Annotated in this window: 20 protein-coding genes and 1 pseudogene; 5 read left to right on the forward strand and 16 right to left on the reverse strand. The window is 68.8% G+C overall.

Annotated elements, in window-relative coordinates; translation table 11 throughout:
• Positions 1-7: 7 nt before the first annotated feature.
• The 3 genes from IE326_RS19270 to IE326_RS19280 form a co-directional block, all read right to left on the reverse strand.
• Positions 8-2500 (reverse strand): tyrosine-type recombinase/integrase, encoded by a 2493-nt coding sequence (locus IE326_RS19270; RefSeq protein WP_229915501.1) that lies wholly within the window; start codon positions 2498-2500, stop codon positions 8-10.
• Positions 2497-3663: a tyrosine-type recombinase/integrase gene (locus IE326_RS19275; protein WP_190042354.1), complete on the reverse strand. Its 1167-nt coding sequence runs from the start codon at positions 3661-3663 to the stop codon at positions 2497-2499. The genes IE326_RS19270 and IE326_RS19275 overlap by 4 nt, the downstream gene beginning before the upstream one ends.
• 119 nt (positions 3664-3782) lie before the next feature.
• Complete coding sequence (locus IE326_RS19280; RefSeq protein ID WP_229915502.1) at positions 3783-4130, reverse strand: RapZ C-terminal domain-containing protein; 348 nt, start codon at positions 4128-4130, stop codon at positions 3783-3785.
• Between the two features lie 223 nt (positions 4131-4353).
• Between IE326_RS19280 and IE326_RS19285 the strand changes: the two genes are divergently transcribed.
• On the forward strand, positions 4354-4647 hold the full coding sequence (locus tag IE326_RS19285) for a hypothetical protein (protein ID WP_229915503.1): 294 nt from the start codon (positions 4354-4356) through the stop codon (positions 4645-4647).
• Positions 4648-4674: 27 nt separating this feature from the next.
• Here the strand turns inward: IE326_RS19285 and IE326_RS19290 are convergent.
• Positions 4675-4971: pseudogene (locus tag IE326_RS19290) on the reverse strand (transposase); the annotation flags it as partial.
• A gap of 522 nt (positions 4972-5493) precedes the next feature.
• On the opposite strand from IE326_RS19290, the gene IE326_RS19295 reads away from it, so the two are divergent.
• Positions 5494-6612, forward strand: coding sequence for an IS630 family transposase (locus tag IE326_RS19295; RefSeq protein ID WP_308440326.1), 1119 nt, complete (start codon positions 5494-5496; stop codon positions 6610-6612).
• A gap of 60 nt (positions 6613-6672) precedes the next feature.
• Here the strand turns inward: IE326_RS19295 and IE326_RS19300 are convergent, their stop codons facing one another.
• From IE326_RS19300 to IE326_RS19310, 3 genes are all read right to left on the reverse strand, one after another.
• A complete protein-coding gene (locus IE326_RS19300) occupies positions 6673-7305 on the reverse strand; it encodes a DUF6368 family protein (RefSeq protein ID WP_190042356.1) in 633 nt (210 codons plus the stop codon).
• Between the two features lie 122 nt (positions 7306-7427).
• On the reverse strand, positions 7428-8627 hold the full coding sequence (locus IE326_RS19305; protein WP_190042357.1) for an IS110 family RNA-guided transposase: 1200 nt from the start codon (positions 8625-8627) through the stop codon (positions 7428-7430).
• Between the two features lie 409 nt (positions 8628-9036).
• The gene (locus IE326_RS19310; protein ID WP_190042358.1) at positions 9037-9315 is read right to left on the reverse strand and encodes a hypothetical protein; all 279 of its coding nucleotides are present in this window, start codon (positions 9313-9315) and stop codon (positions 9037-9039) included.
• 123 nt (positions 9316-9438) lie between these two features.
• Here IE326_RS19310 and IE326_RS19315 point away from each other — a divergent pair, with 123 nt between their 5' ends.
• A complete protein-coding gene (locus IE326_RS19315) occupies positions 9439-9585 on the forward strand; it encodes an ATP-binding protein (RefSeq protein WP_190043536.1) in 147 nt (48 codons plus the stop codon).
• Between the two features lie 27 nt (positions 9586-9612).
• On the opposite strand, the gene IE326_RS19320 is transcribed toward IE326_RS19315, so the two are convergent.
• The 4 genes from IE326_RS19320 to IE326_RS19335 all read right to left on the reverse strand — a co-directional run bounded on the left by IE326_RS19320 (position 9613) and on the right by IE326_RS19335 (position 14026).
• A complete protein-coding gene (locus tag IE326_RS19320; protein WP_190042359.1) occupies positions 9613-10197 on the reverse strand; it encodes an SMI1/KNR4 family protein in 585 nt (194 codons plus the stop codon).
• Positions 10198-10400: 203 nt separating this feature from the next.
• Positions 10401-11720 carry a UDP-glucose dehydrogenase family protein gene (locus tag IE326_RS19325; RefSeq protein ID WP_190042360.1) on the reverse strand — a complete coding sequence of 440 codons (1320 nt, stop codon included), beginning with the start codon at positions 11718-11720 and terminating at the stop codon, positions 10401-10403.
• A gap of 73 nt (positions 11721-11793) precedes the next feature.
• The gene (locus IE326_RS19330) at positions 11794-12231 is read right to left on the reverse strand and encodes an NUDIX domain-containing protein (RefSeq protein ID WP_190042361.1); all 438 of its coding nucleotides are present in this window, start codon (positions 12229-12231) and stop codon (positions 11794-11796) included.
• A gap of 28 nt (positions 12232-12259) precedes the next feature.
• On the reverse strand, positions 12260-14026 hold the full coding sequence (locus tag IE326_RS19335) for an asparagine synthetase B family protein (RefSeq protein WP_190042362.1): 1767 nt from the start codon (positions 14024-14026) through the stop codon (positions 12260-12262).
• 329 nt (positions 14027-14355) lie between these two features.
• On the opposite strand from IE326_RS19335, the gene IE326_RS19340 reads away from it, so the two are divergent.
• Positions 14356-15750 carry an NsdA family TPR-like regulatory protein gene (locus IE326_RS19340; protein ID WP_190042363.1) on the forward strand — a complete coding sequence of 465 codons (1395 nt, stop codon included), beginning with the start codon at positions 14356-14358 and terminating at the stop codon, positions 15748-15750.
• Between the two features lie 104 nt (positions 15751-15854).
• Here the strand turns inward: IE326_RS19340 and IE326_RS19345 are convergent, their stop codons facing one another.
• Genes IE326_RS19345 through IE326_RS19355 form a run of 5 tightly spaced genes read right to left on the reverse strand, consistent with a single transcriptional unit; the run spans position 15855 to position 19625 of the window.
• Positions 15855-16433 (reverse strand): DUF6262 family protein, encoded by a 579-nt coding sequence (locus IE326_RS19345; RefSeq protein ID WP_190042364.1) that lies wholly within the window; start codon positions 16431-16433, stop codon positions 15855-15857.
• Positions 16430-17587, reverse strand: coding sequence for a tyrosine-type recombinase/integrase (locus tag IE326_RS40735; protein WP_229915504.1), 1158 nt, complete (start codon positions 17585-17587; stop codon positions 16430-16432). Before IE326_RS40735 ends, IE326_RS19345 begins: the two co-directional genes overlap by 4 nt.
• Positions 17533-18948 carry a hypothetical protein gene (locus IE326_RS40740; RefSeq protein ID WP_229915505.1) on the reverse strand — a complete coding sequence of 472 codons (1416 nt, stop codon included), beginning with the start codon at positions 18946-18948 and terminating at the stop codon, positions 17533-17535. Before IE326_RS40740 ends, IE326_RS40735 begins: the two co-directional genes overlap by 55 nt.
• Complete coding sequence (locus IE326_RS41495) at positions 18945-19067, reverse strand: hypothetical protein (RefSeq protein ID WP_268983028.1); 123 nt, start codon at positions 19065-19067, stop codon at positions 18945-18947. Before IE326_RS41495 ends, IE326_RS40740 begins: the two co-directional genes overlap by 4 nt.
• Before the next feature lie 24 nt (positions 19068-19091).
• On the reverse strand, positions 19092-19625 hold the full coding sequence (locus IE326_RS19355; protein ID WP_229915506.1) for a tyrosine-type recombinase/integrase: 534 nt from the start codon (positions 19623-19625) through the stop codon (positions 19092-19094).
• Positions 19626-19711: 86 nt separating this feature from the next.
• Between IE326_RS19355 and IE326_RS19360 the strand changes: the two genes are divergently transcribed.
• The gene (locus IE326_RS19360; protein ID WP_229915507.1) at positions 19712-20221 is read left to right on the forward strand and encodes a DUF6924 domain-containing protein; all 510 of its coding nucleotides are present in this window, start codon (positions 19712-19714) and stop codon (positions 20219-20221) included.
• Positions 20222-20245: the final 24 nt, after the last annotated feature.

The raw sequence follows: 20245 nt of genomic DNA on the forward strand, positions 1-20245 counted from the left end.
CTCCGAATCAAGACAGGGTCGAGTCAGGTGCAGGGTTTGGTTCTTCTCCCGGCGCTGACGTGGGTGCGTGGTCGGTGAAGACGGGCAAGCCAAGGTCGACCAGCTGTGGCCGGCCATCGGTCGAAGTGCGGCTGAGGCTGTTGAGCTTGGCGGTGGCGGCATCGAGGCTGACCTGGAGTCCTTCGACCTCGCCGAGCCAGCCGTTGGCGCGGGCTTCGCGGACGCGTTCGCGGAGGTTCTGGATGATCTCGATGAGCCGGGATCGCTGGCGTGGGTCGATCTGGAGGACGGGGCAGCGGATGCAGGCGTGTTCGTGCTTGCAGGGGGTGCCGTAGGGACGGCCGCAGGTGCCGAGGGAGACCTTGCGCAACTCGAAATGCTGCTGGAAGTCGCTCCACTCCTGCTCGGTGGGCTCCCGGTATTCCTCGATGGGGCGTTCGGCTCGGCGGCGGTCGAGGAAGCCGCGGTAGGTGCGGATCAGGTCGTCCTGGAAGACCGCGAGGTATGCCTGCGTGGTCGTCAGAGTCTTGTGTCCGAGAATGCGCGCGGCAATGTGGACAGGCAGTCCGCCGGTGACGGCCTCGGTCGCGAACATCCTGCGGAAGTCGTGGGGCGTGTAGCGCATCGGGTTGCCGGCCTGATCGCGCAGCCCCATCCGGGCCAGGGTTTTGCGGAGCAGGCGGGAGACGGTGTTCTGCCCCATGACCTGCGGCTGCCAGTAGTGGCGGCGCTGAAAGAGGTGCGGCAGCACCGGTCCGGTGACGCGTTCGTGGTCGTCGTAGCGGGCGGCGAGCGGGATCTTGCCGCCGTTGGCGTCCCGAAGGCGTTTGATGATCGTGGCCAGGACGCTGGCCAGTTCCGGGCTGACCAGCAGCAGCCGTTCCTCGTTGCTCTTGGACGGCACGATCTGCAACAGCGGGACGATCTCGCCGGTGTCGGGGAGCTTGTAGGAGACCAGCGCCAGGTGCGTGATCTCGGTGAGTTCCTCGACGCGTACTCCGGTGTGCCGCAGGGTCTCGATGACAGCCCAGGCCCAGAACGCCTCGTCCTCGGCCATGCTCTGGTTGATCCGCTTCGTGCTGCCCTCGGCATGGACGTAGACGTGCGGGGTGACGTGGTCAGGGCGGCTGGTGACCTTGTGGGCAGCGGGCATGACCCGCAGATAGCGGGTGCCCTCGTGCTCGAAGTACTCGTCGAACGCGGTAGCCTTCGCGGCCGCCAGCAGCGCGGCCGTCTCATCGCGCTCACGCTCGGCGGCCTCGACCAGGCGCCCGAGGTGAGGGAGCCGCTCGCGGACCCGCTGGTGCATCCGGGCCTGAACCTGGGCCACGACCTTGAAGTTGCCAGCGCCGTCGCCGCGGCGGATCGGACTGGGGCAGGCCCACTGGGCCCAGAACGGATCTTCGTGTGCCCATTCCTGGATGTCGAGGTAGAAGCCGCGGACGCGCATCATGACGTCGTAGCGGGAGCGACGCTCCACGACCTCACCGCTCTTGTTGACGTAGGTGAGCAGCCGCTGCTTCCAGCCGTCGACGACTTCGTCGGGCAGGCGGAGGCTGTCGATGCCGGGGTGGTGGGCCTCGATGTCAGCCCAGAACACGCCGGCCAGCTCACGGGCCAGGCCGACGAAGGTGCCGTAGTCGACGCCGGGCCGGCGTTCTTCGAGGTAGCGGACCAGCAGGTTGCGCACGGGTGTGCTCTGGAGGTTGTAGAAGTCGACCAGCTCGGCCGTGGGCCGCTGGCCGTGCCGCAGCGCGTCCTTGAGTGTGTCCTTGGAGTGGATCACCCCGGCGCCGCGCATCAGGTCCCAAGCGCTGTGGGTTCCGTCGTAGGAGTAGCCGATAGCCCGCCGTCCCCAGGCCCGCGCCTCGAAGACGTCCTCCGCAGTGAGCTGGTCAAGGTAGCGGCCGGTGTACAGGATCATCTTGGAGATCACGCGCAGCCCCTCGTCGACGTGCCGACCGGTCATGCCCAGCTCGCTGCCGTGACGGCGCATCTGCTCCAGCGTCCCCGGTGGGAACATTCGCTGGACGTCTTTGAACAGCGCCATGGCCTTGTAGCCACGCATGAACTCGTAGTCAGGCAGCACGATGCGGCTGATGAACATGCTGTTCAGGCCGCTCAGCAGCACTGACCTGCGTGCCTGGTAGCTGTGGCCGTTGTCGGTCCGGTCGAGGACCTGCTCGATCCAGTCCTTGCCGCGGTCGGCATCGGCCGCCCTCCAACGGGCCTGCCAGCCGTCCCCGGGGTGGGTCAGGAGCCAGTCGAGGACCTGCCCGGCCCCGATCAGGCGGTATCGGCCCAGCGTGCGGCCGTTGCTGTAGTCCTGCGCCGGCCAGACCGGGGAGAGCGGCAACAGGGCCAGGATGTCGCCGCGCCCCAGGTGTTCGTGGGGGCCGACGCGCTTCTCGTCCGCCTTCACGTCGTGTGCGACGAACAGGCGTCGCTCGGGGGTGGGCCCGGTGCCCGCGAGCATCACGCGGTTGGCACGGCGGCTCATGCCGGACCACCCCCGAACAGCACGTCCAGGTCGCTGGCTTCGTAGCCGCCCGCCACTGCCGGCGGCGGGAGTTTCGCCCGGTCCTTCACCTCTGCCAGATGCTCCTGGACTCGGCGGATGACCTGGGCTTCCTCCTCCACCAAGTAGACGTCCGCCGTGGTGGACAGGTGGGCGTGACCGAGGATGGTCTGCACGTCCCGCAGCGACAGGCTCTCGTCGCGTGCCATGCGCAGGGCGGCCGTGTGCCGCAGGTCGTGCATCGACCAGTTCGTGCCCAGTAGCGCGTTGACGCGGCGGAACACCGCCCGAAGCGCCTCGTAGTTCATGACCTGGTAGGCCAGCCCTGCGCCGTGGTCACGGCGGCGCAGGGTCCACCACAGCGGGGCCTGCGGGTCCAGCGGCGGCCCTTCGGCCAGATAGAGGCGAATCCAGACGAACGCCTCCGCGCTGGCCGGCAGCCACTGCTCGGCGAGCGTGCCCTTGCGCACCACCCGCACAAGCTGGTCGCCCCAGTCGAGATCGACCCCACGCACGCCCAGCAGCTCCGAGGCGCGGGCGCCGTTACTGATGGCCAAGGCCAGGATCGCCCGGTCCCGGTTCGATCGCAGCGCCGCGAACAGCTCGTTCCACCGCTCGTCGGGCATCTGCCGCGGGCGCCGCTTGGGGACCCTCGGGTTGTAGCGCAGCCGCCCCTCGCCCCGGTAGGGCTCCAGCGGATTGTGGTGGGCGTGCGACCGGCGCCGGTCGGACCGCGCCAGCGGCACCGGGTTGACCAGCGGGCCGCCGCCGGTCTCGATCCAGAAGTCGTAGAAGCTGCGCAGCACCGCGTTGCTGTGCCGGATCGTCCGCGGCTTGTAGAGGTCGTCCAGGTACGTCTTCTTCGTGATCGGATTCGTGGTGCCCGCAGTCGACGCGGAATGTGTCCGCGCCGACCTGCGCGGCTTCGTCGCGGCCCGGAGCCACAGGACGAAGTCCCGTACCTCCACCGAGGTAGCGCGGTGCCACTCAACATCGACCACGCGCAGCCAGCGCCACCAGCGGAGCAGGTCGTACGCGTAGCTGCGTACGCTGCCGGTCCGGTTGTCCCGGGCGATGAAGTCGATCAGGAACCTGCGGACCGGCAGCACGACCTTCCCCTCCTCATCGAAGACCAGCCAGGGCACGACACCCTCGTCCGCGGCCACCCGCCCCCATCGGGGCAGCTGAATAGCGCGAACATCACGGCATTGCTCTTTCAACTCCGTTGCGCTCCTTCGTCGTCGGGATGCGCAACGTTTACCGACTAGGCCAAGCGAGGGATACGCTCCCGCCCGGCGCGTCCTTCGGTAGTCCGGTCAACGGATCTGTGCTTCCCGCCCGCACAACCCAGGGCGATGCGGTGGGGGCCGGCGGGGAGGTTGGCGTAGTCGGTGAGGTTGGTGAGCAGTTCGCGGGCGCCGGGGGTTTTGAGGACGATGTCTTGAACGCGGGGGTTGAGGCCGTCGAGGTCGAGGATGTTGCGGGCGGCGGCGGGGTCGCGGAGCCGGTCGCGGACGTCCTCGGTTCGGTCGGCGGCGGGCGGGATGGGGGAGTGGTCCGGGCCGGTGGGCAGGTGGAGGTAGCCGAACGAGATCAGGCGGATCGAGTGCAAGGGGTCTCCTGCTCGGGGTGCCTCTATGTTCTTCGTCAAGCAGGTGGGTAGCTTCCGCCCGGGGTTCGATCTTCTTCGTGGGGCATGAGACTGTTTGGCCGTGCCAGAGATGACGAGTGGGTTAGAGGCGGCCTTGGTTGAGGCGTCGTCTCCCTCCTGGACGCAACGTGTTCATGCCGGGCGTGACCTTGCTTCCTTCGCTGATGTACCTGAGGCTGCGGAAGTGCTGGTGGGGCTGCTGCTGGACGTCGAGAACACGGCGGTGACTCGACAGACGGCAGAGGCCCTGGCGCGGGTGGGGACGGTGGCCGCCGTAAGGCTTATCGCTCTCGCGGTTGCCGAGGCTGACGACAACCAGGCCGACTGGCTGCAGACCGGTGTGCATGACGCGCTCGTGGAACCGGACGGTGTGCCGGACGTCGCAGTGGCCTGCGGGAAGCTCGCCCGGGATCCGGAAGAAGTTGTCCGGCGGGGCGCCGCGGAGATCTCGGCGTGGACAGACGACGCAAGGTGTTGATCCGAATCGACCTGCCTGTGGACTGGTTCATGCAGCCGTCGCTTGGGGGAGGCGGGGTTCGTAGAAGGTGCCGTCGCGGAGCATGGCGAACAGGATGCTGATGCGTTGGCGGGCGAGGCGGAGGAGGGCTTGAGTGTGGGTCTTGCCGCGGCCTCACTGTCGGTCGTAGTAGGCGCGGGAGGCGGGGTCGGCGTTCATGCAGGCGAAGGCGGAGAGGAACATGGCGCGTTTGAGCTGCCGGTTTCCGCCTCGTGGGGCATGTTCGCTGCGGATTGAGGTGCCGGACGACTTCGTGGTGGGGGCGAGGCCGGCGTAGGAGGCGAGGCGGCCGGGGGGCGCCCCTATGTCTTTGGTCAAGGCATTGGGCCAGCCGCAAAGACTTGGGGACGTCAGTGGTCCGGTGCGATAGTTGGCGCCGCGCGAGGCGAAAAGGCTTGTTAACGACGGGGATCGGGTGGAGCGGATCACTGAGGACCAGGTCAACCGGCTGGTTCGGTTCGTGCGGGACCGCATCCCTGACTCGGCTTCACTTCAAGGTGAAGCCCGCCGCGCGGCGACAGCCCTTCGTCTGGCCGCGGACAGGCAGATCTTTGCAGTGCGCTTTCATCGGACCCCTCCGCCCGCGGACGGGGCAACGACTGATGTGGCAGCCGCCGCATGGAACCTTTTGGTCGCTCTCGCTGGAATCTGGCACGACCACCCTGAGTTCCCCGCTGATGCCGCCAAGGAGACGTTCGAGTTTGACTGCGATGCACCTCTCTAGTGTTGTGACCGCATAGGTTCGCCGGGTCGGCGGTCGTGGCGGTTGGATGTGCGGTGACGTCCGATCCGCCCGCTGGAGGCGCGGTGGCCGAGCCTGTCCGTGTGCGCAGACTGACCGGCCAGGAGGGGCAGCGGCTGCAGCAGATCGTGCGCCGGGGCAGCACCAACTCGGTGCGCTGTCGGCGCGCGATGATGCTGCTGGCTTCGGCCGGCGGGAATCGGGTGCCGGTGATCGCCCAGCTGGTGGCGGCCGACGAGGACACCGTGCGCGATGTGATCCACCGGTTCAACGAGATCGGCCTGGTTTGCCTGGACCCTCGGTGGGCGGGAGGCCGTCCCCGCCGACTCAGTGATGACGACGAGGACTTCGTCATTGCGACGGCCACTACCCGCCCGGTCAAGCTCGGCCAGCCGTTCACCCGCTGGTCGCTGCGCAAGCTGGTCGCCTACCTGCGGAAAGTGCACGGCCGGGTGATCCGCATCGGCCGCGAGGCATTACGGTCTCTGCTCGCCCGCCGCGGTGTCACCTTCCAGCGCACCAAGACCTGGAAGGAGTCCCCGGACCCCGACCGTGAGGCGAAGCTGGACCGGATCGAGCAAGTTATGGACCGCTTCCCGGACCGGGTCTTCGCCTTCGACGAGTTCGGCCCGCTGGGGATCCGGCCCACCGGGGGCTCGGGCTGGGCGAAACGGAAGCATCCCGACCGGGTGCCGGCCGCCTACCACCGCACCCACGGAGTCCGGTACTTCCACGGCTGCTACTCGGTGGGCGGCGATCGCATGTGGGGCGTGAACCGGGGAAAGAAGGGAGCCGCGAACACGCTGGCCGCGCTGAAATCGATCCGCGCCGCCCGGCCCGACGGCGCCCCGATCTACGTGATCCTGGACAACCTGTCCGCCCACAAGGGCGCCGACATCCGTCGCTGGGCGAAGAAACACAAGGTCGAGCTGTGTTTCACCCCGACCTACGCCTCGTGGGCGAACCCGATCGAAGCGCACTTCGGACCGCTGCGGCAGTTCACCATCGCCAACTCGAACCACCCCAACCACACCGTGCAGACCCGGGCCTTGCACGCGTACCTCCGCTGGCGCAACGCCAACGCCCGCCACCGCGACGTCCTGGCCGCCGAACGCAAGGAACGCGCCCGTATCCGCAGCGAGAAGGGCATCCGCTGGGGCGGCCGACCCGCTCTCGCCGCATGATCAGGCAACCCGGCGAATGTTCCAGGTCACTGCACGATCTCCGCCGCGGATCTGTCTGGGCTACTTGACCAGCCGGAAGGCGGGGTGCCCAACCCAGGCCCGCAGGAACTCCGCCGTTCCCAGCGCCATCCAGTCGTCGTCCGCGATCCCCAACACCCCCGGAAGGCCAGCGACGACCGACGCCTGTCCGTCCAGCAGTTCGGCTTTGGCCACGCCTCCGATGACGTCCATGACGGCGGCGGTCAGTAGGGCCGTGGCCACGTGGTCGATCTCGCGATTGCTGCAGGCGCTGACATTAACGGCATGGGTTGGTCTGAAGCCGAGGATGGCCTCCACCTCGGGTTCCTCCGCGTGCTCAGCCTCGAAGGTGCTCTCGTCGCCGACACCCGGCCCCATCAAGTAGACCAGGAAGGGCCGACGCCAGTCCTCGCGCTGCGGATTGAATCCCACCAGGGCTGTGAGCTCCTCATCCGCGACGGTGTTGCCGAGGAGTGGAAGCGGGAACGGCCTTCGCCAGTCCTTCTCTCGCCTGTCTTCGACGCCCAGTCGCTCTGCGGGCACGTTGACGTCGAAGAACCCGGGCCGCTTCTCGGCGAAGTGGGAGGAAAGCCCCACCATCAACGCGCGGAACTCCTGCAGCGCAGCCGGGGAGAGCGGCTCCGCCAACTCGATCACCAACGTCGGACCAGACATGCTGGGAGCCTAGTTTGATCGGCTCCTCGACCGCTCAAAATTGTTCCCACACCGAGTCCAGCCGGTTCGAGCACCGATGCCGCCAACCCGGCGAACCTTTGCGGTCAGAGCACTAGCAGGTCTCACGCCGCTGAGGCGGGCCGAGGTTCGTAGAAGGTTCCGTCGTGGAGCATCGCGAACAGGACGTCGGCCCGGCGTCTGGCGAGGCAGAGCAGGGCCTGGGTGCGGTGCTTCCCTTGGGCGCTCTTCTTGTCGTAGTAGGCCCGTGATGCCGGGTCGCCGAGTGCGGCGAACGCGGAGAGGAAGAAGGCTCGTTTGAGCTGCTTGTTTCCTCTCCTGGAGGGTTGTTCGCCGCGGATCGAGGAGCCCGAGCTCCGGGTTGCCGGGGCGAGTTCGGCGTAGGCGGCGAGGTGGCCGGTGGTGGGGAAGGTGCCGTCGCCGACCTCGATCAGGGTCCGGGCTCCGGTCCTGACGCCGACTCTCGGCATCGAGGTCAGGACCTTGGAAAGAGGGTGGTCCTCCAGGAGTTCCTCGATCCGCCTGGCCAGCAGTTTGCGCTGGTCAAGGATGGGGGCCAGGGATCCGGCCAGGCTCGGGACGATCAGCGCGGCCGCCTCGGTTCCCAGAACGGTGACGGTCTGCTCGTCCAGGGCGGCGAAGATCTCCTCGACCAGGCGCTCGGCCATCCGCGGGGCCTTCGGCCGCAGCAGGGTGATCAGCCGTCGGCGTCCGGCCTTGCGTATCTGGGCCGGGGATTCGAACCGTTCCAGCAGCGTGAGGACGGCCGGGTGCTGCAACCGCGGTCCCCGCACCCGTTCCAGCGAGGGATGGATCTGGGTCAGCAGGCCGTGCAGCCGGTTCGCAATCCGGGTGGCCTCCCCGGCGAGGTCGTCGTCGAAGCCGACGATCATCTCCAGCTCGGCGATCGTCTCGTCCTCGCCGTCGATAGCCCGCAGCGTGCGCGGCATCGCGCGGGCCGCGTCTGCGATGATGAACGCGTTCCTCGCGTCCGTCTTGGCCTCGCCCGGGTAGAGGTCGGCGATCCGGCGCATCGCCAGTCCGGGCAGGTAGGCAACCGGGCAGCCCATGTCCCGTGCGACCGCCAGCGGCAGGGTGCCGATCGAGGCCGGCTGGTCGACCACGACCAGCACCGTTCCGTTCTTGGTCTGGAGTTTCGCGAACAGCTCGCGGAGTTTGGGTTCGGTGTTGGGCAGGCGCTTGTCGAAGGCTTTCTTGCCGGGCGGGATGACGGCGGTGGCGTGGTGTTCGCCTTTGCCGACGTCCAGGCCGAGGAAGACGTCGATGGCGCCGGTGTCGATCACGTGCAGGCCCCTCCATCACACTTTCGTCCGGCCTTGCCTCGGCATCGAACTGCCACATCCACGTTACGGAGAGCTCTTCCGGCTCGGGTGAAGCCGGTACTCAAGCCCCTCATCAGCGGTCCGTCGATGCCTCCGGTCCCGGTGACACCACCCCCCGGATCATCAACAACAAGGGGGGAAGTCATGCCGGACCCGAAGGCCGGAGGCCCTATTGCGGAGCCACGAAGAAGGTAACGGGGGGTGTGGTCCACTCCGTGCCGCCGCCGAGGGGGCGCAGCCACACCAGGGGGCGGCGCGGGGGTCTGCAGGGTCGGGGGCACGGCGGTCAGGATGCTGCGGCGGCCGGTGACGGTGTCCTCGACCTCGCGCCCGAGCAACCGGTGCCTTTGGTGGAGGAAGCTCCCGCCGCTCACGGCAGCTCCCCGGAGCGGCAGGCGGGGGTGAGGACGCGTTCGAGGCGGGGGCGGATCGCCAGGGTGTGGGGGAGGGGCCGGAGCGGCTCCGGGGGCATCTCCCAGCGGACGCCGTAGCTGGGCGGGAGCACGATCCAGGCCCCGGGCCCGTGGTGGACGGTGAGACCGGCGAAGGTCTCGGCGAGTCGGGGGCCGGTGCCGTGCTCCACGAGGAGGGAGACGGTGCCGTGGACGCTGGCCACGGCGGGGGCGTAGAGGGCGAAGCGGTCGAGCATGAGCAGCAGCGCGCTACCGATCGGGCCGGTGAGGGTGACGGCGTCGAACCGGGTGCAGGGGGTGACGATCCCCGCGCCGGGGGCCTGCTTGAACGCTTCGGTGAGGGCGTCGGGGTGGAGGGGGTGAGGGGGGCCGGGGCGGGGGTGGGCGCCGGGGACAAGACCTTCGGCGACGCCCGCCTCTGCGCGGCCATCGCCGACCGGATCACCTTCCGCTGCACGCTGATCCGGACCGGCACGGAGCCCTACCGCTACCAGACCACCCAGTAATCCCTCTTCGCGCCTCCAAATGACCGGTCAAGCAGAGGTCGGGGGGTGGCCGGTGATGGTGGGCCTGATCGTGTGCAATCCCCACTGCTCGACGCTGCCGTCCACCAGTCCGGAGAGGAACTGAACGAGTCCGCCGTTGTAGTGCCACCAGCCACCTCCGCGGGTGGCCACGGTGATCGTCCAGGCGGCGGCATCCCCGCTTGTCGACCACAGGAAGTAATCGCCCCAGTCTGTCGTCCCGCAGCGGAGAAGGCCGCCAGGTGCCGGGAACGCCTGCACCGGCGGATCGAGCTCCGCGTATTCGCACCACTCTTCGACGATCTCCAGGTCTTCGAGTGTGGCTTCGACCCATGCCTGCTCATTGCCGGGCTGCGGGGAGGTGACGAAGAGCGTGTCCCCCACCACGAGGCGGGGATAGAGCTCGGTGAGCAGCTTGAAGTCCGGCGGGAGAGCCGTGCCCAGACCGCTTTCGACAGCCGCCCAATCGACCTTCGCAGGCACTGGGCGCCGGAGCACGGTCAGCTCCGACCATGCCTGCTCGAATACCGTCAGCGCTTCAACAGGGTCTTGAATCCGGCGGGGCGGGGCCTGGGTACCCATGAGCTCGTCCATACGGCAACCCTGCCAGCAGGGTCCGACACGCCTGTTATCTAGGGTTGTCAAGTTTCGGTGCAGCTAGGACGCGTGACGATGCTTAAGGGACGTGAGGGACGGGCGGGCTGAATTGCGCGTCGCGTGCGGCCGGACAGACGTGTGAAGGAGCCGTCGCCGAATCGGCGACGGCTCCTTCTGGGTGAATTCTGCGGACAGTTTGGTCAGGCGCGACCGAGGCTTCGGGTAATCCAGCCAGCCTCGCGCCACTGGTCGGTGTTGAGGGTGCCGCGGGCGTCGATGACCTTGGGGGTCGTGGTGCGGGTGGCGAGCCGCTTGGGGTCGATGGTGGTGAAGTGGTGCCACTCGGTGAGGTGGAGGAGGAGGTCCGCGTCGTCGACGGCAGCGATGGGGTCTTCGACGTAGTCGAGCTCGGGGTGGAGCTTGCGGGCGTTGTCCAGGGCCTTGGGGTCGGTGACGGTCACGGCGGCGCCAAGGTCGTGAAGGGCCTGGGCGACGGCGAGGGCGGGCGAGTCGCGGATGTCGTCGGTCTCGGGCTTGAAGGCGGCGCCCCAGACGGTGACCCGCTTGCCCCGAAGGTCGCCTCCGAGTTCTTCGCGGGCGAGGTCGATGACCCGCTGGCGGCGGCGAGCGTTGACGGCGGCGGCTTCGCGGAGGATGCCGACGGCCGGGCCGGCGTCGAGGTCGTCGGCGCGGTTGATGAACCCGGCGAGGTCCTTGGGCAGGCAGCCGCCGCCGAAGCCGAGGCCGGGCCGCATGCCGTGGCGGCCGATGCGGTGGTCGTGGCCGAGGATGTCGGCGAGTTCGGCAACGTTGGCGCCGGAGGCTTCGCAGACTTCGGCCATCGCGTTGATGAAGGAGATCTTGGTGCCGAGGAAGGAGTTGGCGGCGCCCTTGGCGAGCTCGGCGGTGGCCCAGTCCGTGACGATCGTCGGCGTCCCCGACTCGATGATCTTCTCGAACGCCTGCCGCAGCAGGGCCTCGGCCCAGGAGTGGGTGGTGTTGAAGCCGAGGACGAGGCGGTCGGGGCGGAGGGTGTCGTCGACCGCGAAGGACTCGCGGAGGAACTCGGGGTTCCAGGCGACCTCGGCGAGGTCCCCGGCGGGCGCGTACTCGCGCAGGATCTCGGCGACGCGGGGTGCGGTGCCGACCGGGACGGTGGACTTCACCGCGACGACGGCCGGGGTCTTCAGGCCCGGGGCCAGGCGGCGGACGGCGTCGAACAGGTGGCTGAGGTCGTAGGCGTCGCTGCCGGGCTGCGGCGGAGTGCCGACACCGATGAAGTGCAGGTCGGCGAAGTCGGCGGCCTCGCCGTAGGAGGCGGTGAAGCGGAGCCGGCCGGAGGCGGTGTGCTTGGCGAGGAGGTCGTCCAGGTCGCGTTCGAAGAACGGGGCCTTGCCGCTGTTGAGGGTGTGGACCTTGTCGATGTCGGAGTCCATGCCCAGGACCTCGTGGCCGAGTTCGGCCATGCAGGCGGCGTGGGTGGCGCCGAGGTAGCCGCATCCGATGACGGTCATCTTCATGCTCGGGGTGGTCCCTTCGGGTGGGGCCGCCGCTGGCGGCCCCACCCTTGCCCCGCCCGGAAGGGCGGGGTGGTCAGGAGGGCCTGGCGGCCAGATAGCGGTTGATCCCGTCCCGGATGAACGGCGGGATCGTGAGGATGTCGAGGTGCTCGGGGGCGAAGAACTGGAGCTTGACGCCCTCGGAGAGCGGGAGGCGGGTCTCGTCGCCGTCCCAGCGGGCTGCGAAGAAGGTGATGATCTGCCCGGAGCCTCGGTGGTCGGTGATCTCGAACAGCTCGGTCAGCGAGTCGGTGGTGAGGCCGGCTTCTTCGTCGAGTTCGCGGACGATCGCGGTGGCCGGGGCTTCGCCGGGGTCGCAACCGCCGCCCAGCAGGCTCCAGTGGGCGGGCCAGGCGATGTGGGGGAGGTCGTCGCGGAGGTGAAGGAGGAGTTCGCCGCGGCGGTTGGTGATGATCGCGACGGCTCCGCGGGCGACGGCCGGCTCCTCGGTGGCGGGTGTCTCGGAGTGCATCCCCTCACCGTAGTAACGGTGTTGGGGATCATGCGGCAGCCCTCACCGTCTGGTCCGAAAACCAGGCGGCTGCCATGAGGGCCTGCATCCGGGTGCGGTCGAACCGGCCGCCGGGCGTCAAACCCCCCTCGAGGAGGGGGCGGAATCCAGGCGGGACGTCGGTGAGGGCCATGCGGATCTGGGAGTCGGCCCAGGCCGCGAGGTTGTCGTTGAGCCAGGACGGGACCGGGGAGGCGAAGCCGAGCTTGTCCCGGCTGGCCCAGACCTCGCGGGGCAGGCCCAGGGCCTTGGCCGCGTCCCGCAGGATCCGCTTGCCCTGGGCCGGGTCGGTGATCTTGTGCTCGACCGGCAGCCGGTAGGACAGCTCGACCAGGTCGCGGGCCAGGTAGGGGGATCGGCGTTCGAGCGCGTAGGCGGAGGCGAGCTTGTCGCTGGTCATCACCAGCGGCCTCCAGGCCGTCGCCAGGTCCGCCAGCGTCAGGCCGCGGGCCAGGTCCCCGCCCGCGCGGGCCATCGCGTCGGCCACCAGGTCACGGAGGCGGCCGTCGGGGTCGGGGCCGCGAAGGATGAGCCGGGTGACGGCCTCCGCCGGGTCGAGGGGTTCGCCGGCGGTGTGCATGAGCTTGGCAGCCAGCGGCCGGTATGCCTCCAGCCCGGCGTTCAGGACGGCGTCGGGGCCGAAGAGGACCAGGGCCTGGCGGACGTAGCCCATCAGGAACTCGTCCGGCCCGAGCCCGCCGATCACGACGCGAAGGCCGAGGTCGGCGATCTTGCGATAGGCCATGTGCTCGGAGAACGTGGACGCGTTCCCCATCGGGTAGTCCAGGGCCCGCATCATGTGGGGCAGGGCCCGGGTGAAGTCGGCGTGGTCGGGCTCGACCACCACCAGCTCGGCCCCGATGTCCCGGGCGATGATCGCGGCGGTGGAGGACTCGTCCAGACGGTCCTGGCCCGGGTAGCGGACCGTGACGCAGACGGGGGGCCGCATCAGGTAGGCCAGCACGGCCGAGTCCAGCCCGCCTGAGAGGAGGAGGGCGAAGTCGCAGGCCGGGGACCGCAGCGGGATCTGCTCGGCCAGGATCGTGGAGAACTTCGCCAGGGCCTCGTCGTAGGTGCCGGTGAACGGTGCCCGGTCCTCCAGGTGCCACCAGGTCATCTGGTCGATGGATCCGGTGGTGACGTCGAACGTCAGCAGGGTGGCCGGGGCCAGCAGCTGGATCCCCTGGAACGGGGTGTCCACCCCGACGGGGGTCTCGATCGCGGTGACCTCGGGCCGTAAGACCAGCGGCGCCGGTCCGTAGCCGGTCAGGGTGGTGACCTCGGAGGCGAACGCGAGCCGGCCGCCGTCCAGCCGCCAGTAGAGCGGCTTCTCCCCGAGCCGGTCGCGGGCCAGGAACAGCTTCGCGGTGCGGGGGTCATAGACGGAGATGGCGAACATGCCGTCCAAGCCGTCCAGGCAGGACGGGCCGATCTTGGCCCAGGCCCGCAGCAGGAAGTGGGCGTCCGACTCCCGCTCGCCGATCTCGATGCCCCAGGCGGCGGCCTGCTGCCGCCAGTTGTAGATCTCCCCGTTGAAGGCCAGCAGGAGGCCGGTGTCCCGGTCCAGGTAGGGGCCGGGCATGGCCTGCGGGTCGACGATCAGGAGGGTGTTCATGGCCAGCACCGCCCGCCCGTCGCGGGCGGCGGTGTGCATCGTGCCGTCCGGGCCGCGGTAGTGCTGCGAGTCGCCCATCGCGGCGACGGTCTTCTCGTGCCGGAGAGCATCGCCTCCGGCCAGTCCTGCGATTCCGCACATCTGGTTCACCCCCGAGCGTGAAGTCGTGGTGCCTGACGGCGGTCGCCGCCGGGAGTCCCTTCCTGGCGTCCCGGCGGCGGCCTGTGCCCTCATCACACCCGCCGGGCCGTCATGCCTGGGAGGGCTCGCAGGGGGGCTCACAACTCGCAAAGCAGGTTCACCCAGGGTCCGCAGGGCAATACCCTCAGTGTCTCAAGACGCGGGAAGAGCGTGTGACTTCCCGTGCCCAGCCGGAATGCGCCGACCGGAAATGCCCTGTCGAGCATCCGGCCCCGTGGCGTTTCCTCGTCAGCAACATCGTTGCTGACCTGGTGGAAAAGGGGATTCGGGTGGCGTCGACCAGCCGCCGGAAGCGTCCGCCGAACGCGGACCTGGACCGGCTCATCGAGATCTGCGGCGCCAGCCACAAGTCTCTGGCCCTGCGGGTCAACCAGCTCGCCCAGCAGGCCGGGCTGGAGACGGACTACTCGCATACCTCCATCGCGAACTGGTGCCAGCGGGGCATGATCCCCAAGTGGCCGGTGCCCACGTTCCTCGCCCAGGCGATCTCCGAACGGCTCGGCCGACCGGTGGCCCTTGGCGAAATCGGTATGGGCGATGCGGAGACACCGGACGCCGATGTGGGGTTGGATTTCCCGCGGGACCGTGCTGATGCGGTCCGAGTGGCCACCTCGTTCTGGAGCTTCGTGAACCGCCGCGACTTCTTAACCGGATCCGGCTTCGCCGTCTCCGCGTTCACCACCCCCGTGACCCGCTGGCTGGTCACCCCCGCCGACGAGGCGGCCGACGTCGCCGGCGGCAAGAAGCAGGTCGGCCGGGCCGACCTGGAAGAACTCCGGGACGCGGCCGACGAGGCCCGCCGCTGGGACTCCAAATACGGCGGCGGGAACTGGAAGGCCAACTCCGTCACCGTCTGCCTCCAGGAACGGGCCGCCCCGCTGCTGCGGGGATCCTTCACCGACGCAGTCGGCCGCGACCTGTTCTCCGTCACCTCCGAGCTGTCCCGCCTGGCCGGGTGGACGGCCTTCGACGTGGGCCAGCACGACGTCGCCCAACGACACTTCATCCAGGCCCTCCGCCTGGCCCGCGCGGGCGGAGACGTCCAGCTCGGCTGCTATGTCCTGACCACCATGGCCATGCAGTCGCTGCTGCGGGGCTTCGGCTCCGAGGCCGTCGATATGGCCCAGGGAGCCTTCGAACGAGCCAAGGGCCAGGCCGCCCCGCGTGTCCTGGCATTCACCAAGCTCATCGAGGCCCGTGCCCATGCCCGCGAGAGGGACGCCAGGGCCGCCTCACGGGCCCTCGCGGCCTCCGAGGACCTCCTGGGCCAGGCGGACGCTGCCAGCGGCTCAGAGCCCGCCTGGATCGACTTCTATCACCACGCGAGGCTGTCGGCGGACGCCGCCGAGGTCTTCCGGGACCTGAAGAACCCCAAGGCCGCCCTGGCCTGGAACCAGCGGGCCGCCGCGATGCCGTCCGGAGTTTTCACCCGCTCGGTCGGGATGCGGCTGGCGATCGTGGGGACCGCCCACCTCCAGGCCCGCGACCTCGACCACGGCCTGGACCTGGGCAACCGGTCCGTGGACATCCTCGCCCGTGTCCAGTCGAGCCGGGCAAAGGACTACGTCCGCGAGTTCAACACCGCCCTCGCCCCCTGGCGGCGCGAGCCGGCCGTCCGCGATTTCCTCCACCGCACCCGCACCGAACTCGGCATCGCGGCCTGAGCACGTTTCGCCGTACTTCCCCCCGTCCTCGAGGGGGGGAAGTACCGGCGAGCGTCCCCAGCGGCGTACGACTTCCTCGTGCACCACTGGTAGTGGCTCCTGGCTCAGGCCAGGGCCGGGCCGCTGTTCTCGGCCCGGATCATCCGCCGCAGGCTGCTGCGTGCGGCGGCGAGGTCGTCTTCCAGTTCCTCCACCTTGGCCTCCAGCTCGGACTTCACCAGCCGCAGGTCCCCCACTTCCGAGGCCAGTTCCTCGTTCTGCCGGGTCAGTTCCTCGACCCGCGCGATCAGGTCGGCGGAGCCGATCTGATCGCGCTGCTGGCCCAGCTGCCGCTGCAAGGCGGCCTTGAGGCGGTCCCGCTCGCCCCGCAGGGCGGTGACCTCCTGCCGGGACAGTTCCAGGTCCGTCCGCAGGCTCGCCGCACTCGGCGACAGCCCTTCCTGACGGTCCCGGCGACCCTTTCCGGCCTGTTGCTTGCGGGCGGTCTCGATGTGCTCGCGCACTCCTTCGGCATAGACGAGCCAGTTCGAGACCCCGGCGGTCTTGGCGACGGAGGCGAGGGTGACCGCGTCGCCGCGGGCGACCATCTCCTCCACCACGGCCAGCACCTTGGCCCGCTTCTCGCGGCTGTCCTTGCGGCGGGCGTCCGCCAGCACCTCGCTCGGGCGTCGTTTGGCGGTCATGCCGGGGACTCCTTGCGGTTGATCACCGTCAGCGGCAGCATGGCTCGGCCGGCCGCCGCCCGGGTCTTCCTCAAGATCTTCACCGACTCCATCAGGGCCTCTCGTTCGTCGGCGGGCAGCTTCTCGATCTGCTCGCGCATGGTCGCGGCGACCTTCTTGAAGGAGTCGATCTGGTCCTGGAGGTTGCGTGTGACGTACTCGGCCGCGTCCATGGCCAAGGCGGTCTCCTTGTCCGCCTTCAGGTCCCGGATCTGGTCCTCGATCGCGGCCAGGTAGGACGGATTGGGACGGTAGAAGCCGCAGCCAGCACACTGGAAGCGGATCGGGCAGGCTTGCCCGCCGGCCTTGACGTTGGACGGCTCCGTGCAGCCGCCGAACGGCACCGCCACCGACCTCAGCTCGTAGGCCCGGTTCGAGGCCATCGGCGCCGGATTCCCGTGCCGGTCCACGACATGCAGCCGCATCTTCTTCACGGCCTCCTGCTTCCGCTTCAAAGACACCTTGTAGTACCGGGCCGTGGTCTCGGCACTTCGGTGATCCATCAGCTCTTTGAGCACGTCAATGGCCACTCCGCCGTCTGCGTGACGCTGAGCGTAGGAGTGCCGGAAGGCGTAGGCGTAGATCTCCTCCCGGTCGAACGGGATCGGGTTCCCGTCCTGCCCGGTGCCCTCCGAGTGGATCTCCGGGATCTCGGTGACCCACTTGCGCAGGGCCCGCGCGAAGTTGCCCGTGGTCAGGTGCGGGTCGCGGCTGATCTCGCTGATGGCGGGGAACAGGAAGGCGTCGCTTGTGGGCGGCGCGAGTTTCAGGGCGGCCCGCCGCTTCTCCCACTCCTGGATGATCCGTGCCGTCTCCATGGTGATCGGCAGACGTCTCCGCAGCCGTTTGCCCTTGTAGTTGTTCCAGATCAGCAAGCAGTCCTTGCCGGTGAACTCCAGGCAGTCCCGTCGCAGGCTCAGCACCTCCCTGGGGCGTCGGCCGGTGTCCCGAAGGACCTGGTAGGCGGTCTGGAACATGGTCATCAAGTCCTCGGGAGTCGCCCACGAGCCGTAGGAGAAGCCCTGGCCCAACAGGCCGAGCTGGGCATCGAGCTGGCGGATCACCGACTCCGGCACGGCCTTGCCGATCTCGTCCTCGTTCGACTCATCCACCACGATCCGATGCGACGCATGCCGGCCGAAGCTGCCAGAGAGGTTCGAAAGGATGCCCGCGCTGCGGCCGAAGTCCAGCACGGTGAACAGTCCGGCGAGGAGATCGCGGGGTACTTGTTGTTGCGAGGTTCACCCTCGTCGTCCGTGAGCCTCCGGAAGTCCTCAACCACCGCGGTCATGTCACCGAAGCGCAAGGCGGCCGGGTCCATGCCGCCGCCCGGCAGCCTTCCCAGGGCATTGGACGCGACCAGGCAAGCAGGCACGTGGTGCCGGAACCGCTTGCTGTTCGGCCGGGTCGAGCGGGCCCACTCCATGGCCGCCTCGCGGAGCCACACCTGTTTGATGGTGGAGAAGTCGACCTTGCTCGCCCGGACGCCGGGCGGCCCGGCCTTGCGGTAGGCGGACTGGTGGCCGACGGCCGTCATGTCCCAGACGAGCTTGTCCGTGGGCTCGATGCCGAGGAACCTTTCATGCCCCCGTTCGATGGCCCAGACGAGTTCCCGCAGGTGAGCCGCGCTGTTGGCGGCCTTCCACCCTGTCGCATCGACGCGTTCGCGGTCTGCCGTCAGGACGCTCTCGACCCCCGCGAGCCGCTGGACCACCGCGCGGATGGCCGATGGCTCGATCTTCTGGTTCCGGGCCTCCCGCTGCTGGAGCATGTAGAGCACTTCCAGCCGGGCGACCGGCCCCAGCGGCGCCAACGAGAACTGGTGAGTGGCCAGGTAGGGCGGTTCGTGCTCCACCCAAGTAGCGAGGTCAGCCGTGTCGTTCTCCTGCCGGTGGGCCTTCCACCTCGGGGTGTGGATGCGGCACAGCCCCTGCCCAGGCCAGCCTTCCAGTTCGCAGCCCTTGACCAGGCATCGCGCCCGCCCCGCGAAGGGCTCGGCCACGTCTCGGATCCACTCTTCAAGCGTGCCGGCGAACAGATTCTTGTTCGTCCGGCTGGCCGCTATCCACCGCGTCACGTGGCTCCGGCAGAGCCCCCACGTGGCCCGCTCGCGAGCACACCGCTTCCCGTCCCGCTCCACCACACACGCCTCAACCTCGGTGAAGCGGCGGTTGGCGGTCGGCACGAACGTCTTGTGAAATTCGTCCGCACTCATCCCGCTGGCCTGGAAAGCCCTGTCACAGGTCTTGCAGCGGCGATGGCGAACCTTGTCCACCGAGGCGCATGCTTCGGTCAGGCATCGCCAGGCAGCCGTGCTCGGATTCTCGAAATCCCCTGTGAACAGCAGGTTTTCACTGTCCCACTCGCCCGGCCGCCAGTCCTCCACCAGCTGTGTGCGAAGCCATTCGGCCCACGGACCGAGATCGATTCCCTCGTCCTCACCGATGGGGAGGACGACCGCGAGATTCCCGGTCATGCCTGGCCCCTGAGAATCGCCGCCACCCGTTCCACCGCTTCGCGTTTGTCCGTGTCGGTGGCGTGGATGTAGGGCTCCATCGACGACGGTGAGACGTGGCCCAGCAGGTTCTGCACCACATCCCGCGGCGTGTCAGAGCGGATCTAGGTGGTTGCCGCCGTGTGCCGCAGCATGTGCGGCCGGGCCGGGAAACCGGCCTTGGCCGCCAGGCGGTCGAAGAGGTCCTTGGCGTTGTGGTAGGTCATGGCCTTGCCCAGCGGCTGGCGGAACAGGTTGACGAAGACCATGTCGCTGTCGGCGGCCTCGGCCACCGCGTCACGCTCGTGGACGTACTCGGAGTAGGCCGTCACCGGGATCCACCGGGGAGAGCGGGCCTTGGCCAAGGCGCCGTTGACGTTCTTCCGGCGCCGGACGTGCACGTGTGGGCCGGCCACCTGGCAATTCAGGGCCGAGGAGTTCGACAGGAAGTGCATGTCCTCTCGGCGCAGGCCCAGGGCTTCACCGATACGCATGCCGGTGCCGCCCAGCAGCACCACCAGGAAGCGGTCACGAGCCCGAGTCGTCAACGCGACCAGCTCCGCGAACTGCTCTGCATTCAGCCATTCGTAGCCCTCGACGGCCACGGAGAACTTGATCGCCTTGGCCCTCACCGTCCGGAACTGGCCGTCCTCGCCCACGTCGTAGCCGGGCGGGAGGTAGGCCGTTTCCTTTGGATCACTCCCGGGGAAGCTGGTTGTCGGTGCGGCGTGGGAGAGTCCTGGGCATGACGATGCCGGAGGGTCGTGAGCGAGTGCTGCCTGAGATCGTCGGACGCGACATGTTCGACGCTCTCGTCATCAGGACCGACTTCAGCGACGAGGAGTCGTGGACTGCGGTGGTCGGGGAGCTTCGCCGGCCGTGGGGGCCGGACGGAGAGTTTCCCGCACGGGTGCAGGTGGTCGAGGCGCCTGATTGGTCGGGGGCGACAGCTGATGAGGTTCTTGCCGCGGTGGGCGAAGACGAATACCTGAGTGTCGTCTTTCTCGCCGACCGTCACACGATGGAGTCGCCGGCGCGGGCGCTGCTGGCTCTGTCGACGGTCTGGGAGGACGAGGGCGACCTTGATCCCGTCTATTACCAGGATCTCGTCGAGTCGCCGGAGCCCCGGGAGTTCCGGGCCGCGCCTGCCGCGGTGCACTCGGTCCATGTGAACGTGGCGCTCGGCAACATGGGCTTCGCCGAGTTCGCCGCGGCCGCTTCCGCAGAGCCTGATCAGGTCCTGCGGCCTGTCTGACGGGTGCGGCGGGCAGCCGTTGCC

Origin of the sequence: Streptomyces filamentosus, assembly GCF_014654895.1 — a bacterium.
Classification (GTDB): Bacteria; Actinomycetota; Actinomycetes; order Streptomycetales; family Streptomycetaceae; genus Streptomyces; species Streptomyces filamentosus.

What these genes read in the sequence shown, in the direction of transcription:
- IE326_RS19270 (WP_229915501.1), bottom strand. Translation starts at nt 2,500, where the DNA reads ATGAGCCGCCGTGCCAACCGCGTGATGCTCGCGGGCACCGGGCCCACC.
- IE326_RS19300 (WP_190042356.1), bottom strand. Translation starts at nt 7,305, where the DNA reads ATGTCTGGTCCGACGTTGGTGATCGAGTTGGCGGAGCCGCTCTCCCCG.
- IE326_RS19310 (WP_190042358.1), bottom strand. Translation starts at nt 9,315, where the DNA reads ATGCTCGACCGCTTCGCCCTCTACGCCCCCGCCGTGGCCAGCGTCCAC.
- IE326_RS19320 (WP_190042359.1), bottom strand. Translation starts at nt 10,197, where the DNA reads ATGGACGAGCTCATGGGTACCCAGGCCCCGCCCCGCCGGATTCAAGAC.
- IE326_RS19325 (WP_190042360.1), bottom strand. Translation starts at nt 11,720, where the DNA reads ATGAAGATGACCGTCATCGGATGCGGCTACCTCGGCGCCACCCACGCC.
- IE326_RS19330 (WP_190042361.1), bottom strand. Translation starts at nt 12,231, where the DNA reads ATGCACTCCGAGACACCCGCCACCGAGGAGCCGGCCGTCGCCCGCGGA.
- IE326_RS19335 (WP_190042362.1), bottom strand. Translation starts at nt 14,026, where the DNA reads ATGTGCGGAATCGCAGGACTGGCCGGAGGCGATGCTCTCCGGCACGAG.
- IE326_RS19345 (WP_190042364.1), bottom strand. Translation starts at nt 16,433, where the DNA reads ATGACCGCCAAACGACGCCCGAGCGAGGTGCTGGCGGACGCCCGCCGC.
- IE326_RS40740 (WP_229915505.1), bottom strand. Translation starts at nt 18,948, where the DNA reads ATGACCGGGAATCTCGCGGTCGTCCTCCCCATCGGTGAGGACGAGGGA.
- IE326_RS19360 (WP_229915507.1), top strand. Translation starts at nt 19,712, where the DNA reads ATGACGATGCCGGAGGGTCGTGAGCGAGTGCTGCCTGAGATCGTCGGA.